Origin of the sequence: Mycobacterium sp. NAZ190054, assembly GCF_001545925.1 — a bacterium.
Classification (GTDB): domain Bacteria; phylum Actinomycetota; class Actinomycetes; order Mycobacteriales; family Mycobacteriaceae; genus Mycobacterium.
The window spans coordinates 1-16,200 of sequence record NZ_LMVQ01000029.1; the positions used below are offsets into that span (position 1 = coordinate 1).

The 16,200-nt window shown below is 67.8% G+C and carries 18 protein-coding genes and 1 pseudogene; 2 read left to right on the top strand and 17 right to left on the bottom strand.

All coding sequences use genetic code 11. The features are described 5' to 3' along the window. The 9 genes from ASJ79_RS03155 to ASJ79_RS03195 form a co-directional block, all read right to left on the bottom strand. Positions 1-1,445 (bottom strand): NADH-quinone oxidoreductase subunit G (locus ASJ79_RS03155; protein ID WP_156448262.1); only part of this gene is annotated, 1,445 nt, incomplete at its 3' end. Further along, the gene (nuoF, locus tag ASJ79_RS03160; protein ID WP_067953120.1) at positions 1,442-2,758 is read right to left on the bottom strand and encodes an NADH-quinone oxidoreductase subunit NuoF; all 1,317 of its coding nucleotides are present in this window, start codon (positions 2,756-2,758) and stop codon (positions 1,442-1,444) included. The genes nuoF and ASJ79_RS03155, both read right to left, overlap by 4 nt. Further along, a complete protein-coding gene (nuoE, locus tag ASJ79_RS03165; protein ID WP_067953123.1) occupies positions 2,755-3,531 on the bottom strand; it encodes an NADH-quinone oxidoreductase subunit NuoE in 777 nt (258 codons plus the stop codon). The genes nuoF and nuoE overlap by 4 nt, the downstream gene beginning before the upstream one ends. Next, positions 3,531-4,859, bottom strand: a complete 1,329-nt coding sequence (gene nuoD / locus ASJ79_RS03170) for an NADH dehydrogenase (quinone) subunit D (protein ID WP_067953124.1) — start codon at positions 4,857-4,859, stop codon at positions 3,531-3,533. Before nuoD ends, nuoE begins: the two co-directional genes overlap by 1 nt. After that, the gene (locus ASJ79_RS03175) at positions 4,859-5,539 is read right to left on the bottom strand and encodes an NADH-quinone oxidoreductase subunit C (protein ID WP_067953126.1); all 681 of its coding nucleotides are present in this window, start codon (positions 5,537-5,539) and stop codon (positions 4,859-4,861) included. The genes nuoD and ASJ79_RS03175 overlap by 1 nt, the downstream gene beginning before the upstream one ends. Further along, positions 5,536-6,093: an NADH-quinone oxidoreductase subunit B family protein gene (locus tag ASJ79_RS03180; protein WP_067953128.1), complete on the bottom strand. Its 558-nt coding sequence runs from the start codon at positions 6,091-6,093 to the stop codon at positions 5,536-5,538. The genes ASJ79_RS03175 and ASJ79_RS03180 overlap by 4 nt, the downstream gene beginning before the upstream one ends. Next, complete coding sequence (locus tag ASJ79_RS03185; protein WP_067953130.1) at positions 6,084-6,458, bottom strand: NADH-quinone oxidoreductase subunit A; 375 nt, start codon at positions 6,456-6,458, stop codon at positions 6,084-6,086. Before ASJ79_RS03185 ends, ASJ79_RS03180 begins: the two co-directional genes overlap by 10 nt. 163 nt (positions 6,459-6,621) lie before the next feature. Next, entirely contained in the window at positions 6,622-7,041 is a 420-nt protein-coding gene (locus ASJ79_RS03190; protein WP_067953133.1) for a response regulator transcription factor, read from the bottom strand. Positions 7,042-7,118: 77 nt separating this feature from the next. Beyond that, positions 7,119-7,511, bottom strand: coding sequence for a nuclear transport factor 2 family protein (locus tag ASJ79_RS03195; protein ID WP_067953136.1), 393 nt, complete (start codon positions 7,509-7,511; stop codon positions 7,119-7,121). Between the two features lie 42 nt (positions 7,512-7,553). On the opposite strand from ASJ79_RS03195, the gene ASJ79_RS03200 reads away from it, so the two are divergent. Continuing rightward, entirely contained in the window at positions 7,554-8,183 is a 630-nt protein-coding gene (locus ASJ79_RS03200) for a class I SAM-dependent methyltransferase (protein WP_067953138.1), read from the top strand. A 103-nt stretch (positions 8,184-8,286) separates the two neighbouring features. On the opposite strand, the gene ASJ79_RS03210 is transcribed toward ASJ79_RS03200, so the two are convergent. The 8 genes from ASJ79_RS03210 to ASJ79_RS03245 are packed head-to-tail and all read right to left on the bottom strand — an operon-like array spanning position 8,287 to position 15,860. After that, positions 8,287-8,613: a DUF6285 domain-containing protein gene (locus ASJ79_RS03210; protein ID WP_067953140.1), complete on the bottom strand. Its 327-nt coding sequence runs from the start codon at positions 8,611-8,613 to the stop codon at positions 8,287-8,289. After that, positions 8,610-9,569 (bottom strand): phosphotransferase family protein, encoded by a 960-nt coding sequence (locus ASJ79_RS03215; RefSeq protein WP_067953142.1) that lies wholly within the window; start codon positions 9,567-9,569, stop codon positions 8,610-8,612. The genes ASJ79_RS03210 and ASJ79_RS03215 overlap by 4 nt, the downstream gene beginning before the upstream one ends. Positions 9,570-9,600: 31 nt before the next feature. Then, complete coding sequence (locus ASJ79_RS03220) at positions 9,601-10,836, bottom strand: acyl-CoA dehydrogenase family protein (protein ID WP_067953144.1); 1,236 nt, start codon at positions 10,834-10,836, stop codon at positions 9,601-9,603. A gap of 26 nt (positions 10,837-10,862) precedes the next feature. Then, complete coding sequence (locus ASJ79_RS03225; RefSeq protein ID WP_067953146.1) at positions 10,863-11,480, bottom strand: TetR/AcrR family transcriptional regulator; 618 nt, start codon at positions 11,478-11,480, stop codon at positions 10,863-10,865. 6 nt (positions 11,481-11,486) lie between these two features. Beyond that, positions 11,487-12,392, bottom strand: coding sequence for a hydroxymethylglutaryl-CoA lyase (locus tag ASJ79_RS03230; protein ID WP_067953148.1), 906 nt, complete (start codon positions 12,390-12,392; stop codon positions 11,487-11,489). Next, positions 12,389-13,591 (bottom strand): CaiB/BaiF CoA-transferase family protein, encoded by a 1,203-nt coding sequence (locus ASJ79_RS03235; protein WP_067953150.1) that lies wholly within the window; start codon positions 13,589-13,591, stop codon positions 12,389-12,391. The genes ASJ79_RS03230 and ASJ79_RS03235 overlap by 4 nt, the downstream gene beginning before the upstream one ends. Continuing rightward, complete coding sequence (locus tag ASJ79_RS03240; RefSeq protein ID WP_067953152.1) at positions 13,588-14,766, bottom strand: S9 family peptidase; 1,179 nt, start codon at positions 14,764-14,766, stop codon at positions 13,588-13,590. Before ASJ79_RS03240 ends, ASJ79_RS03235 begins: the two co-directional genes overlap by 4 nt. Continuing rightward, a complete protein-coding gene (locus ASJ79_RS03245) occupies positions 14,763-15,860 on the bottom strand; it encodes a homogentisate 1,2-dioxygenase (protein ID WP_067953155.1) in 1,098 nt (365 codons plus the stop codon). Before ASJ79_RS03245 ends, ASJ79_RS03240 begins: the two co-directional genes overlap by 4 nt. Before the next feature lie 108 nt (positions 15,861-15,968). On the opposite strand from ASJ79_RS03245, the pseudogene ASJ79_RS03250 reads away from it, so the two are divergent. Continuing rightward, positions 15,969-16,200 (top strand): annotated as a pseudogene (locus ASJ79_RS03250) (hypothetical protein); the annotation flags it as partial.

Consider the following 16,200-nt stretch of genomic DNA (forward strand, 5'->3'; position numbering starts at 1 on the left):
TAGTCGCGCACCCGTTCCAGCGCGGCGCCGGTGACCAGCGGGCCGTAGTCGGCCTTCGGGTCGAGGCTGTGGCCGACGCGCAGCTGGTTGACCCGCTCCACCAGCCGGTTCCGCAGCCGGTTGGCCGAGCGGATCAGCCGGCCGGACAACTTGCCGAGAGCGCGGGTGGCCAGCGGGGCCACCGACAGCACCTGCAGCCCGTGCTTGCGCACCGCCTTGCGCAGCCGCAGGAACACGATCGGTGACTCCTCCTCCGGTTCCAGCCCGGCCAGCAGCACCGCGGGGGCCTTCTCCAGATCGGAGTAGGTGACCGTCATCGGCAGGCCCGCGACACGGGTCGCCAGGAAGCCGGCTTCCTCCGCGCTGTGCGGTCGGATCCGGAAATCGACGTCGTTGGTGTGCAACACGATCCGGGCGAACTTCGCGTAGGCGTAGGCGTCCTCGGCGGTGACCCGGCCGCCGACCAGCACACCCGCGCTGCCCGCGGCCGCGCTCAGGCCTGCCGCGGCGACGTTGAGCGCTTCGGACCACGACGCCGGCCGCAGGGCCCCGCCGTCGCGCACCAGCGGTGTGGTGAGGCGGTCACCGACCGTCGCGTAGGTGAACGCCCACCGCCCCTTGTCGCAGTTCCACTCCTCGTTGACCTCCGGGTCGTCGCCGGCCAGCCGTCGCAGCACCTTGCCGCGCCGGTGGTCGGTGCGCTGCGCGCATCCCGACGCGCAGTGTTCGCAGACGCTGGGACTGGACACCAGGTCGAACGGCCGCGCCCGGAACCGGTACGCGGTGCCGGTCAACGCGCCCACCGGGCAGATCTGGACGGTGTTGCCGGAGAAGTAGGACCGGAACGGTTCGCCCGGCGCGATGCCGACCTGTTGGAGCGCACCACGTTCCAGCAGATCGATGAAGCGGTCACCGGCGATCTGATCCGAGAAGCGGGTGCAGCGGGCGCACAGCACGCAGCGTTCCCGGTCGAGGAGCACCTGCGAGGAGATGCTGATCGGCTTCGGGAAGGTGCGTTTGACGTCCTCGAACCGCGTCTCGGCACGGCCGTTGGACATGGCCTGGTTCTGCAACGGGCACTCACCGCCCTTGTCGCAGACCGGGCAGTCCAGCGGATGGTTGATCAGCAGCAACTCCATCACTCCGTGCTGCGCCTTCTCGGCCGCTTCGGACGTGTACTGGGTGTGTACCACCATGTCGGGGGTCACGGTGGTGGTGCACGACGCCAGCGGTTTGCGCTGACCCTCGACCTCGACGAGGCACTGCCTGCAGGCGCCGACCGGGTCGAGCAGCGGGTGGTCACAGAAGCGGGGGATCTGCACGCCGATCAACTCGGCGGCGCGGATCACCAGAGTGCCCTTGGGCACCGTGATCTCGTGGCCGTCGATGGTCAATGTCACCATCTCCACCGGAGGGGCCTGGTGACTGTGTTCGGCGAGGGTCATGCACTCACCCCTTCCGGTGCGGCCAGCATCGACGCGTACGGGTCGAATGGGCAACCGCCCGCGAGGTGTGCCTCGTACTCGGCGCGGAAGTGCTTGAGCGACGACAGAATCGGGCTCGCCGCGCCGTCGCCGAGCGCACAGAACGACTTGCCGAAGATGTTGTCGGAGATGTCGAGCAGCTTGTCCAGGTCCGCCTCGGTGCCCGCACCCGTCTCGAGCCGTTCGTAGATCTGCGCCAGCCAGTACGTGCCCTCCCGGCACGGAGTGCACTTGCCGCACGACTCGTGGGCATAGAACTGCGTCCAGCGGCGTACCGCCCGCACCACACACGTGGTGTCGTCGAAGATCTGCAACGCCTTGGTGCCGAGCATGGAACCCACCCCGGCCATACCCTCGTAATCCAGTGGCACATCCAGGTGTTCGGCGGTCAGCAGCGGCGTCGACGATCCGCCCGGCGTCCAGAACTTCAGCTCGTGACCGGCGCGGACCCCGCCGGCGAACCCGAGCAACTCCCGCAGCGTGATGCCGAGCGGTGCCTCGTACTGGCCGGGTGTGGTGACATGGCCGGACAGCGAGTACAGCGTGAAACCGGGGGACTTCTCCGAACCCATCGACCGGAACCAGTCGACACCGTTGAGCAGGATCGGCGGCACGCTGGCGATCGACTCGACGTTGTTGACCACGGTCGGACACGCGTACAGGCCCGCGACGGCGGGGAACGGCGGCCGCAGCCGGGGCTGCCCCCGTCTGCCCTCCAGTGAGTCCAGCAGCGCGGTCTCCTCGCCGCAGATGTAGGCGCCCGCGCCGGCGTGCACGATGAGCTCCAGGTCGAAACCCGAACCGTGGATGTCGGGGCCCAGATACCCGGCGGCGTACGCCTCGGCGACCGCGGCCTGGAGCCGCCGCAGCACGGGCACCACCTCACCGCGCAGATAGATGAACGCGTGGTGTGCCCGGATCGCGTACGCGGCGATGATCGCGCCCTCGACGAGGAAGTGCGGGGTGGTCAACATCAACGGAATGTCTTTGCACGTACCGGGTTCGGACTCGTCGGCGTTGATCACCAGATAATGCGGCTTGGCGGCGGCGCCTTCCTCACCTTGCGGGATGAACGACCACTTGGTGCCGGTCGGGAAGCCGGCACCGCCGCGTCCGCGCAGGCCGGAGTCCTTGACGGTGGTGATCACCTCGTCCGGGCTCATGGTCAGCGCGCGGTCCAGCGCCCGGTAGCCGCCGTGGCGGCGGTAGGCGTCCAGCGACCACGGCTGTGGTTCGTCCCAGAACCGGCTCAGCACCGGCGTCAGCGCCGTCATCGCTTGTCCGTCGTCGTCGGATCGGTCTGCGGAGTCGGCGGCGGCGCCGGCGCATCGGCTTCCGGCGCCGACATGCCGTGGTCGCGGGCGAACCGCAGACCGGCCAGCGTGGCCGCGCCGACCTCTCCGGGTGTGTCGGCGTCGCTCGGGCCCGCCAGCCCGGCAAGGACTCTCGCGGTCTCCCGGAACGTGCACAGTGAACCGCCGCGTGACGGTGCCGGTGGCCGGCCGGCGCGTAGCGCGTCCACGAGGTCCCGTGCCGACGACGGGTTCTGGTTGTCGAAGAAATCCCAGTTCACCATCACCACCGGTGCGTAGTCGCACGCCGCGTTGCACTCGATGTGTTCCAGCGTGACGGCACCGTCGGCCGTGGTCTGACCCGGCGAGATGTCGAGGTGACTCTCGAGGGTTTCCAGGATCGCGTCACCACCCATCACCGCACACAGGGTGTTGGTGCAGACCCCGACCAGATACTCGCCCGTCGGTTCGCGCCGGTACATCGAGTAGAACGTCGCGACCGCGGTGACCTCGGCGTCGGTGAGGCCCAATTGGGCTGCGCAGAACGCGATTCCGGCCGGGGTCAGGCAGCCGTCCTCGGATTGCACCAGGTGCAGCAGCGGCAGCAGCGCCGATCTTGCCTGCGGGTAGCGGGCGATGATCGTCGCGACGTCGGTCTGCAGCCTCGCCGCAACGTCCGCGGGGTACTCCGCGGCCCCGTGGATCGGGGGTCCGGGCTCGTCGGGCCGCTGGCCCAGTTCCAGAAAAATCGTCACTATCGGTCCACCCCACCCATCACCGGATCGATCGAGGCCACCGCCGTGATGGCGTCGGCGACCAAGCCTCCTTCGCACATCGCGGCCACCGCTTGCAGATTGGTGAACGACGGGTCCCGGTAGTGCACGCGGTAGGGACGCGTCCCGCCGTCGGACACCATGTGCACCCCGAGTTCGCCGCGTGGCGATTCGACCGCCACGTAGACCTGACCGGCCGGCACCCGGATGCCCTCGGTCACCAGTTTGAAGTGGTGGATCAGCCCCTCCATCGAGTGGCCCATGATCTTGGCGATGTGCTCGGGGGAGTTGCCCAGACCGTCGGGGCCGACCTTCAGGTCGGCAGGCCAGGCCAGCTTCTTGTCGGTGATCATCACCGGCGCACCGGACAGCCGTTCGAGACGTTCGACGCACTGCTCGACGATCCTGATCGACTGGTGCATCTCCTTGACCCGGATCAGGTAGCGGCCGTAGGAGTCGCACCGGTCGTCGGTGACGACGTCGAAGTCGTAGGTCTCGTAACCGCAGTAGGGTTGCGCCTTGCGCAGGTCGTGGGGCAGCCCGGTGGACCGCAGCACCGGCCCGGTGATCCCCAGCGCCATACATCCGGTCAGATCGAGATAACCGATGCCCTTGGTGCGGGCCTTCCAGATGTAGTTCTCGTTGAGCAGGTTCTCCAGATCGCGCAGACGCTGCGGAAGCAGCGCGAGCAGGTCGCGGATCTGGGGGAGCGCCTCGTCGGGGAGATCCGCGGCGAGCCCACCCGGCCTGATGTAGGCGTGGTTCATCCGCAGCCCGGTGATCGTCTCGAACACCGACAGGATGAGCTCTCGTTCCCGGAAGCCGAGGAACATCGCGGTCATGGCGCCGAGTTCCATACCGCCGGTCGCGAGGGCGACCAGATGGCTGGAGATCCGGTTGAGCTCCATCATCATGACCCGGATCACCGAGGCCCGCTCCGGGATCGCGTCGGTGACCCCGAGCAGCTTCTCCACCCCGAGGCAGTAGACCGTCTCGTTGAAAAACGGTGAGAGATAATCCATCCGGGTCACGAATGTGACGCCCTGGGTCCAGTTGCGGAATTCCAGGTTCTTCTCGATGCCGGTGTGCAGGTAGCCGATGCCGCACCGGGCCTCGACGATCGTCTCGCCCTCGATCTCGAGGATGAGGCGCAGCACGCCGTGTGTCGACGGGTGCTGCGGGCCCATGTTCACCACGATCCGTTCACCGGCGTGCTCGGCAGCGTTCTGCCTTGCCGCAGTGACGACCTGGTCCCAGTCCTGGCCGCCGACGACGACCACCCGTTCGGGCGGTTGCTGCGATGTGGTCATCAGTTGTATGCCCTCCGCTGGTCGGGCGGGGGGATCTCGGCGCCGTGGTACTCGACCGGAATCCCGCCCAGCGGATAGTCTTTCCGCTGCGGATGGCCCACCCAGTCGTCGGGCATCTCGATCCGGGTCAGCGACGGGTGGCCGTCGAAGATCAGGCCGAAGAAGTCGTAGGTCTCGCGCTCGTGCCAGTCCGTGGTGGGGTACACCCGGAACAACGACGGAATATGCGGATCGTCGTCGGGCGCGGCCACCTCGATGCGGATCCGCCGGTTGTGCGTGATCGACATCAGCGGGTACACCGCGTGCAATTCGCGGCCGGTGTCGTCGGGGTAGTGCACGCCGCTGACACCCAGGCACAGTTCGAAGCGCAGCGCCGGATCGTCGCGCAAGGTCAGGGCCACCTCGACGAGGCGGTCGCGGTGCACCTCGACCGTGAGTTCGTCGCGGTAGACCACCACCCGCTCGATGGATTCGGCGTGGGTCTCCTCGCCGAGGGCGTCCGCCAGTGCGTCGACGACCTCGTCGAAATAGCCACCGTACGGACGCGGGGAACCGCCGGGCAGCGCGACCGGCCGGATCAGCCGGCCGTACCCGGAGGTGTCGCCGGAGCCGTTGGCGCCGAACATGCCCCGGCGTACCCCGATCACCTCGGGGCGCGCGTCACCGTTGGATTCGCTCATGGCCGCAGCAGGCCCTTCAACTCGATCGTCGGGGTCACCGCGAGAGCGGCCTGCTCGGCCTCCCGGATGGCTTCCTCGCGGTTGACGCCGAGCGGCATCTGCTGAATCTTGTCGTGCAGTTTGAGGATTGCGTGCAGCAGCATCTCCGGCCGGGGCGGACAACCGGGCAGATAGATGTCGACCGGCACCACATGGTCGACGCCCTGCACCACCGCGTAGTTGTTGAACATCCCGCCGGACGAGGCGCACACCCCCATGGCCAGCACCCATTTCGGTTCGGCCATCTGGTCGTAGATCTGGCGCAGCACCGGCGCCATCTTCTGGCTGACCCGTCCCGCGACGATCATCAGATCGGCCTGGCGGGGTGTCGCCGAGAACCGTTCCATGCCGAACCGGGAGATGTCGAAACGTGGCCCCGCGGTGGCCATCATCTCGATCGCGCAGCACGCCAGCCCGAACGTCGCCGGCCACAGCGAACCCTTGCGCACGTACCCGGCGACCTTCTCCACGGTGGACAGCAGGATCCCGCCCGGCAACCGTTCCTCTAGTCCCATTGCAGGCCTCCCCGTCGCCAGACGTAGGCGTAGGCAACGAACACGATGACCATGAACAACAACATCTCCACCACCGCGAACAGGCCGAGGCTGTCGAACGCGACGGCCCACGGGTAAAGGAAGACGATCTCGATGTCGAAGACGATGAACAGCATCGCGGTCAGGTAGTACCGGATGGGGAACCGCTGTCCGGTGGCCGCCGCGGCCGGGTCGGACGGGTTCATCGGCTCGATGCCGCATTCGTAGGCTTCGAGCTTGGCCTGGTTGTAGCGCCGCGGCCCGATCAGCAGGGCGATCCCGACGGATCCGACGGCGAACACAGCGGCGATCGCACCGAGCACCAGAATCGGCGTGTACAGATCCATACTGAGTTGCAGCTCCTCGGGGCAGTCGATGTGAGCTACCACACAGCCTAGCCGTGTTTGGGATTGATGCCACACATTTTGGTTAGTATCGCTACTGGCGTCGTCCGGCGATCTCGCCTGCCTCGAATAGGCAACTGCGCCAGGGTTTTTGCTGGTATCGGCCTCAGCTGACGGGGCGCAGCAGCGACACGACCGCGTCGCCCAGCCGGATCGGGTCGATCGGATGCGGCACGGCGGCCTCGGCGCGCGACCACCTGGCCAGCCACGCGTCGTCGGGACGCCCGGTCAGCACCAGCACCGGCGGACAGCCGTCGATCTCATCCTTGAGCTGCTTGGCGATCCCCATCCCGCCGACGGGTGCCGCCTCACCGTCGAGGATCACCAGGTCGAACCCGCCGTCGTCCATGTGCCGGATCACCATCGGGCCGGTGGCGACGTCGAGATAGCTCAGCTCCGGCAGCTCCGGGTGGATGCGGGTGCCCAGCGCGAGCCGGACCTGTTCCCTGGTCCTGGGATTGTCGCTGTAGACGAGGATCCGCAGCGGGTCCTGCGCCCGCGATGGCTCCGGAGATGGCACAGCCATGGCCGCGATGTTAGCCCGCAGTCGGCCCGCCGAGGCTCAAACACCGAAAACGGGTGCAGCGAGGCACTTTCCGGACGTCACACCGGGGTGCGCGACAGCAGCGGGGCGATCTCGGCCGGATCGAAGTACTCGTCGACACGGGTGATCAGGCCGTCGTCGCCGACCTTGATCACGATGCACACCCGCATCGCGATCGTCGCTCCGGTGCGGGCGAGAGCATGCAGGACGTGCTGCTGGACGAAGCCTCCGTCGAACACCTGCCGGTCCAGCACCTGGTAGCGGCGATCAACGGTGGCGTCGACGAACCACTTGATGATCTTGACCGACCGGGCATGGTCGCTGTCCCGGGCGTCGCCGCTCTTCCACACCGTGACACCCGCGCTGAACAGCTGCGCCACCAGCGCGGTGTCACCGCGTTCGATCGCGCCGAACAGCCGGTCGGCCACCTCGGAGGTGACTGTTTCGGGCATCGTGTTGACCTCAACTCCGGTTCAGGTTGAACACTGGCATGCATGGATCTGACCCCCACCATCTCCCGTTTCGACGACTTCTACAAGAACCAGACCCCGCCGTGGGTCATCGGCGAGCCGCAACCGGCCGTCATCGAGCTGGAACGCGCCGGCCTGATCGCCGGACGGGTGCTCGACGTCGGATGCGGCACCGGCGAGCACACCATCTTGCTCGCCGCGGCGGGGTACGACGTGATCGGCGTGGACGGTGCGCCCACCGCCGTCGCGCAGGCCCGGCGCAATGCCGAGGCCCGTGGGGTGACCGCCCGCTTCGAGGTGGCCGACGCGCTGCATCTGCCCGAGCAGCCGAAGTACGACACGATCGTCGACAGCGCGTTGTTCCACATCTTCGACGACGCCGACCGCGTGTCCTATGTGCGGAGCCTGCGCTCGGCGACCCGGCCGGGCTCGGTGCTGCACGTGCTCGCGTTGTCCGACGCGGGCCGCGGCTTCGGGCCGGAAGTCGGCGAGCACACCATCCGTGCGGCCTTCACCTCGGGCTGGGAGATCGAGGCGCTCAGCGAGACCACGTACCGGGGGATCGTGACCGAAGTTCACGCCGAGGCGCTCGGCTTGGCCGTCGGCACCGTCGTCGACGAACCCGCGTGGCTGGCGCGGGTCCGCAGGCGCTGAGTGCAGCGCAGCGGGATCAGCGAGCCGCTCTCCGCGGCGATGCCGTAGGGGCCGGTGCCGTCGGCGAGATCGAGCTGGGTGATCGAGGTGACGCGGGAACCCGTCACCCGTCGGCGTACCCCGGGTGGTCGATCGACAATCGGTGCCGCACCAGCAGGCGCAGGCACTCCAGCATGTCGTCGCGGCGCTCGTCGAGCAGGCCGTCCCGGATCGCCTGGGCCAGCGCGCGCTCGTCGGCGTAGCCCAAACGGTCCAGCGCCGCACGCACCGGTGCATGGTCCTCGTCGAGCAGTTCGCGTTCCACGATGCGCAACGCATTGGCCGCGACGCGGGAATGGAAGCCGACCTGACCGCCGACGGCGCGGACTTCGTTGTCCAGGAAGTCGGCGACGGCGGCGACGAGTTCCGCCGCGGTGGGGCGGGTGTTCATTGCGGCCCTCCTCCGGACAGCAGATCCAGCAGATCCCATTCGGTCTCACTGACCCGTCGCCCGATCGCGGCCAGTTCGACCGACCGCGTCTCACCGGACAGGTGACGCTCGGCCTGGTGCCGGCAGATGACCCCCCACCTCAGCGTCGCCACGGTCAGCCACCAACGGAAAGCCTTGCGGTCCAACGTAATGCCGGCAGCGGCTTCATATGCCTGCAGGAAGGCCGCCACACTGCCCAGCCCCCCTGCTCCGAGCGCTTCGGGGGCGCCGAACCGCCACGCGCGGATGCAGAACCAGGCCAGGTCTTCGTAGATCTCGCCGATGTGGGTCAGCTCCCAGTCCAGCACCGCGGCCAGACCCGATCCGTCGACGATGAGGTTGCCCATCCGGAAATCGCCGTGTACCAGGCGCATCGGCGACGGATCGGGCCGCTCGTCGGCCAATCTGCGGAAGGTCCACTCGAAAGTGGCTGTGGTGTCGCCGATCTCGTCGAGACGCGCGCGCCAGCCGGCGAGCTCATCGTGTGAGGTCAGTCCGATACCGTCCGGGTCGGCGCGATGAATCGCCGCCAGCGCCGTGGCGCACTGCTCGAGCAGGCGGGCCCGACCGCCGTCGTCGAGGCTGCGGAAGATGCGCCGGACGATCGTCTCACCGGCGATCGCGTCACAGATCAGGTACGGGTTTCCCAGGGGCTCCGGCGAATTGTCGGCGGCCAGGATGTGCGGCACCGGAGCTCCTGCGGCGGCGGCGCGCTGCTGCACCTGCGCCTCCGTCTCCATGCCGGCGTGGAGATCGTCGCGGTCACCGGTCCGCAAGATCAACGGCCGGCCGTCCGCGGTGAAGGCCCAGGTGGTCCGGCTCGCGCCGCCCGTCAACGGTTGCAGGTTCTCGACGGATGTGTCGCCGAGCACCGGCCGTAGCACCGCTTCGAGCGCGCGGACCAGCTCGGCACTCACTTGCGGTGTCCTCTGCTCTTCGCGCAAGCGCTCATCGCCCGAACCCGAAGAGCCGCTGCGCAACCCGCCGGATCTGGATCTCCTCGGCACCCTCGGTGATCCGGTATCGGCGGTGGTGTCGATAGATGTGTTCGAACGGCTCGTGCCTGCTGTAGCCGACGCCGCCGAACACCTGCATCGCCCGGTCGGCGGCCTCGCACACCAGGCGGTTGGCCCGGTAGTTGGCCATCGACACCTTGTCCGACACCTCCATGTGGTGGTTGCGGTCCAGTTCGGACGCGGCGTATCGCACCAGCAGCCGCACCATCTGGGCCTCGGTCTGCAGCTCCACCAGCGGCCACTGCACGGCCTGATGGGTCGCCAGCGGTTTGCCGAACACTCTGCGCTCGTTGGCGTACGCGACGGCCCGGTCGATGCAGTACTGGGCCGCGCCGAGGCTGCTGGCCGCCTGGCGGATCCTGTTCTCGTGCAGGAACGTCTGGCCGACCTCCAAGCCGCGATCCACCTCGCCGAGCACCGCGTCGGCCGGCACCCGCACGTTCTCCAACAGCACCTCACCGTGGTCGGTCGGCATGTTGAACGTCCACCAGTAGTAGGGCACCGAGAATCCCGGAGCATCGCAGGGCACCAGAAATGCGGTGATACCCCGGGCCTGGCCCGCCTCACCGGAAGTGCGCGCGAACACCAGATCGTGCGTCGCGCGGTGCACCCCGGTGTTGAACCGTTTGGCGCCGTTGATCACCCACTCATCGCCGTCCTGAACCGCGGTGGTCTCCAGCCACGTGGCATCCGAGCCGTGGTTGGGTTCGGTCAACCCGAACGCCATCGACCGCCTGCCGGTGATCAGCGCGTCGGTCCACTCGCGTTTCTGCTCGTCGGTGCCGAACCGGTCCATCATGATCACCTGCGGGAAATTGCCGACGATCGAGGACTCGTCCTGCAGATCGTTGTGCAGACCCAACCCCTTGGCGGCCAGGTGCTCCCGGATCACGGCCATGTCCAGGTTGCTGCCGTCCCGGCCGCCGAACTGCGACGGCAGCCCGTAGCGCAGCCAGCCTGCCGCGTCGGCACGTCTGCGCATCTCGTCGAGCAGTTCCTCCCACTCCCGGCGCGGAACGCCGCCGTTGTCCCAATCGGTGCGGGCGTGCTCGCGGCGCTGGTCGAAATACTGCATGTGCTCGCGTTCCAGCGGCTTGATCTCGGCTTCGATGAACGCATCCATCTCGGCGAGCAGGCCGGGCAGATGATCGGGCAGGGTGAAGTCCACCGGTTCTCCTTTGAACGTCGTCGTGGTCAGTATCCGTACAGCGTTTTCTTCCAGATCCGGGACAGGGTGGTGATCGCGGCGTCGTCGTCGATGTCGATGTCCAGTCCGGACGGGCCGACGAACACGGTGGTGAAGTTCTCGAACAGCAACGCGATCGCCGCGGCCGTGTGCTCGGGGTGCAGGTCTCCCCCGTAACCCTGCTCCTGGGCCCGGCGCACCGAGGCCGCCACGATGTCAATGCCGAAACGCCGGAACTCGTTCTGCACCAGGGCGAAACGCGGCTGCGTGGCGGCGAGCTGCGCGACGGCGATCATGATCCCGATGTTCTGCTTGAACATCGTCCAGTAACCGGTGACCACCGTGGTGAAGAACGCATCGTCGTCCGCCGACGCGGGCAGTGGAACGCTCAGGCCGGACGGGGTGACGACGTCGTGCAGGAACGACTGCGCCAGCGCGGCGAGCAGGTCCTCCTTGTCGGCGAAGTACCGGTAGAACACCGCCGGTGACCTGCCTGCCGCCGATGTGATGTCGGTGAGTGTGGTGCCGTGAAAGCCGCGCTCGGCGAACAGTTTCCGGGCTGACTGCTCGATCGCGCCGCGGGTCTGACGGCCCTTGGCGCTGAGCGAACCCGGATGCGGGGGCACCGTCGGCTAGCCCAGGATCCGGTCGCCGGCACGCAGCAGCGAACTCGGCAGGTCGTGGCCGACCGCGCGCTGCGCCACGGTGGCGGCGGAAATCGCCGCTGCCAGGTCGACGTCGACGTGAACACCGCTGTCCCGCAACAGGTAGACAAGGTCCTCGGTCGCGATGTTCCCGCTGGCACCGGGGGCGAACGGGCATCCGCCGAGCCCGCCCACCGATGCGTCCAACCGTGTGATGCCGGCGCCGACCGCAGCGTACGCACTGGCCAGACCGGCGCCGCGGGTGTTGTGGAAATGGGCGCCCAGCGGCAGCTCTCCGATCAGCGGCCGGATCAGCGCGATCAGGTCGGTGACCCGGCGCGGCGTGGCGGTGCCGATCGTGTCGGCGACGGCCAGCCGGTCGACGCCTGCGTCGACGGCCGCGCGCACGATGTCGACCACGCGCTGCGGCGCGGTCGGGCCGTCGAACGGGCAGTCCCACGCGGTCGCGATGATGACCTCGACCGCGACCCCGCTGTCGTGAGCGATCGCGACGATCTCGGGGATCTGCGCGGTCGCGTCGGCCGAGTCGCGTCCCACATTGGCGCGGCTGTGCCCGTCGGCGGCCGACACCACAAACTCGACCGAGCGCAGACCCGCGGCGATCGCGCGCTTGGCGCCGTTCGGGCTGGCCACCAACGCGGAGAACTCGATGCCGGGGAAATTGTGCAACTCGGCGGCGAGTTCGGCGGCGTCGGCGAGCGCAGGTACCTTCGACGGCGACACGAACGCCGTCGCCTCCATCTCACGCACGCCGGTGGCGGCGATGGCGCTGAGCAGTTCGAGCTTGGCGGACAGCGGGATCGGATCCTCGATCTGCAACCCGTCACGCATCGACACATCACGGATGATCACGTGCGCGGGAAGCTCGGTCACAGCACTCCCTCCTCTCTCAGCGCGTCCAGGTCGGTGTCGGTCTTGCCGAGCAGCTCGCGGTAGATCTCGTCGTTGTGCTGGCCGGGGCGGGCCGGCCCGGCGTACCGGATGGTGCCAGGCGTCTCCGAGAGCACAGGAATGACGCCAGGTCCCTTGACATTTCGTCCGATGCGCTCGTCCCAGTGGTCGGCGATCATGCCACGCGCCTGCAGCTGAGGGTCTTCGACGACCTCGGCGACTGTGTTGATCGGGCCGCTGATCACCCCCGCCTCCGACAGCGTGGAGATGACGTCGGCGGGCCGGCGCTGTGCGGCCCACGCGCCGATGATCTCGTCCAACTCGTCCTGATTGCGGCCGCGCGCAACGTGGTCGGCGAAGCGTTCGTCGGTCGCCAGTTCCGGTTGTCCCATCGCCGCGCACAGCCGCCGGAACACGGTGTCCTGGTTGGCGGCGATCACCACCCAGCTGCCGTCCGCGGTCGGGTAGATGTTCGACGGTGCGATGCCCTCCAGCCGGGTGCCGGACGGTCCCCGCACCACCCCGCCGACGTCGTAGTCGGGAATGGTGGATTCCTGCACGGCCAGGCACGCTTCGGTCAGCGCGGCATCGACGACCTGTCCGTCCCCGGTCACCGAACGGCGGTACAACGCGGCCAGCGCGCCCTGCGCGGCGAACATGCCGGCCAGGCTGTCACCCAGCGACAGCGCCAGCCGTGGGGGAGGGCCACCGGGGAAGCCGTTCATGTGCCGCAGTCCGCTGGCCGCTTCCGCGACCGACGCGTAGCCGGCCTTGTGCGCATCCGGGCCCGTCTGCCCGTAACCCGACACCCGCACCAGGATGATGCCGCGATTGCGCGCGCGCAGCACGTCGTAGCCAAGTCCCCACTTCTCCAGGGTGCCGGGCCGGAAGTTCTCGACGATCACGTCGGACCGTTCGACCAGGTCGAGGAACAGGTCGCGACCCGCTGGGACGCGGAGGTTCAGCGTGACGGCCTTCTTGTTGCGCGCGTGCACCGTCCAGAAGAAATGATGACCGTCGAGCTCGGCCTGACCCCAGGTGCGCAGCGGGTCCGGTGCTCCCGGTGGTTCGATCTTGATCACCTCGGCGCCCATGTCCCCGAGGAGGCGGCCTGCGAACGGTCCCGAGATCAGCGTGCCGACCTCGATCACCCGGATGCCGTCGAGCGGACCCGTCGTCATCGGGCGCCCACGAAGTCGTGACGCTCCAGCCAGTCGGTGACGATGTCGACCGCCTCGCGGAGTTTGTCCCGCTGCTCGGGGCCCGCGTAGTAGTGGTTGGCTCCGGAAATCTCGTGCATCTCCTTGTCGTGGTGGCCGATCGCGTCGTAGATCCGGCGCGTGTGGCTGGGCGTGCAGGCGTCATCGGCGAGATTACCGATCACCAGCGCGGGCACCGCGATGTCCGGGCCGGCCTTGAGCGCGTCGCCGTTGGCGTCGTCATAGCTCCACTGCGACAGCCAGCTGCGCAGGGTGCAGAAGCGGGCCAGGCCGACCGGGCTCATGTTCACCAGCTGAGGGTCACCCAGGTAGCAGGTTCCCGGCTTGCGTTCGTTCGGATCCACGGTCGGGTCGAGCCAGCGGGGGTCGGCCATGGTGCCGTGGACGACGAACGCGAACTCGTCATCGGGCCGGCCGGCCAGCTTGAGCTGTGCCAGCTTCTCTTTCACCCACTTCGTGATCCGGCGGTTACGGGCGATCTGCGCCGCGCGGTAGCGCTCTAGGAACTCGGTCGTGTAGGGCGGCTGGTTCGGGTTGTCGGGGTTGTACAGATCGAGGCCGGGGTCGCGCCGGGTCGGGTCGGACTCGTCGAGAATCGACGCATCGAGCCATTCGGTCATCGTGCCGTGCCTGCTGATGTGGGCAGCGAGCAACATGATGCCGTCGGCGGGGATCAGCCCGAGCTCGGTCAGGTCGGGGCCGTCACCGGACGGGCTCGCTGTCACCGTGGGGTTCTGGGCCTGCTGCTGGTAGAACGCCGACAGCGAACCGCCACCACTCCACCCGGCCAGGACCACCTTGGTGTAACCGAGCCGGTTTCTGGCGTCCTTGATGCACTCGCCGAGGTCTTCGACGACCTTCTCCATCAACAGCGCCGAGTCGGTGCCCCGGAACCGGCTGTTGCAGTAGATGACGTGATGTCCGGCGCGGGCCAGCGCGTTGATCATCGGCAGGTAGGCGCCGCCGCCGATCGGGTGCATGAACACGAGCACGGTGTCGGATTGCACGGTCTTGGGCTTGAGCAGGTAGCTCTCCAGCACCACCAACTCGGCAACGCCCCCGTAGACGTCGCGGACACCCGAATTGTTCTGGTAGGCGACCAGATACGGGATCCGGTCGTATTCGTATCTGGTCATCTCTGGTGTTGCCCCAGATCGTTGGCGAGGATTTCGGCGGACGGGATCAGCCGTCGCCGCGTGTCGATGGCGATGACCGACCATTCCACCCGGTCGTACTCGTCGAACTTGCGGCGGGCGCGCTCGCGGGCCTTCTCCGGAGCCCCGTGGTGCACTCCCTGCGGTGCGTGCGAGACCAGGCCGGGAGGCATCGGGATCCCGTACAGCGACCCGTCGTGGAAGAACGCGATCTCGTCGCAGTCGACGTTGCGGTGGTACCACGGCGTGCGTTCGGTGCCCGGGACCATCTCGGCGGGCTTGGGCAGGAAGTTCATCACGTACACACCGGTGGCCTGCATGAACAGGTGCACCGTGGGTGGCAGGTGCACGCTCTCGGAGGTGACGACCGTGTAGTCGTCGATGTTGAACGTGAACGGGAAGTTGTCGCCGCGCCACCCTTCGACATCGAGCGGATTGTGTTGATAGAAAAGCGAGGTCGGCCCACCCTCGTGGATCAACCGCACCTCGTACTCATCTCTGCCGTCGTCGTCCATCGGTTGCGGCTCGGGGATGACCGCCTGAGCGGGGTCGAACGGGAAGTGCCGGCCCAGCGTGCCGGCGGGCGGGACGCGGAACTCCTCGGTGGCCTGGATCATCAGCAGCGTCGTCTCTTCGGCGGGCGCGTGCCGCCACGTGCACGCCTTGGGCAGGTAGATCCAGTCGCCCCGGCGGTAGTCGAGCGGTCCGAACTCGGTCTCCAACCTGCCCGAGCCGCGATGCACGAACGAGAGCAGGTCGCCGTCGACGTAGCGAATGAAGAACGGCATCTCCTCGCTGCGGCGCGACAGCAAGACCTGGCAGTCGGCGTTGGAGAACATCAACAACGGACCGCCCCGGGCGTCGGCGGCGTCGCCGGGCTTGAGTTCGCTGCTCAAGACGTCGGTGGGGCGCAGCGGGCCCACGGTCCGGTACGCGGTCGGGTCGTTACGCCGATACATGTTCGCGGTTCGTCCGACGAATCCGCCGCGGCCGAGCTCATCGTCCTTGAGACCGTCGAGGTCGGCGTGAACCCGCTTGGGAGTCTTGCCCTTTCGAAGGTGGACGAACGATTCCATCGCGATCTCCTCGGCTAGAAGTAAAAGTGACTTTACTTTTGGGTGTGGTGCGCGGTCAATGATCGGGAGGGCACCGTTTTGTCGGACCTTCGAACTAGTGTTCGGGTCATGGAGTTGGTGTCGGAGGCGGTGGGGGCGATCGCTGAGCAGATCGCCGTGCTGTCGAAGGCTGCCGACGAGTTGTCCCACCGTGAGCTGATCGGCCTGCTGGCCGAGTTGACGACGGTGCTGCGGTCGGTTCCGGCGGTGGAGCACAAGGTGTTGGCCCGGTTGATGGAGGAGACCGAACCGTCGCGCCTGGGTGAGGCGTCGTCGTGGAAGAAGGTGTTGACCACGGCGT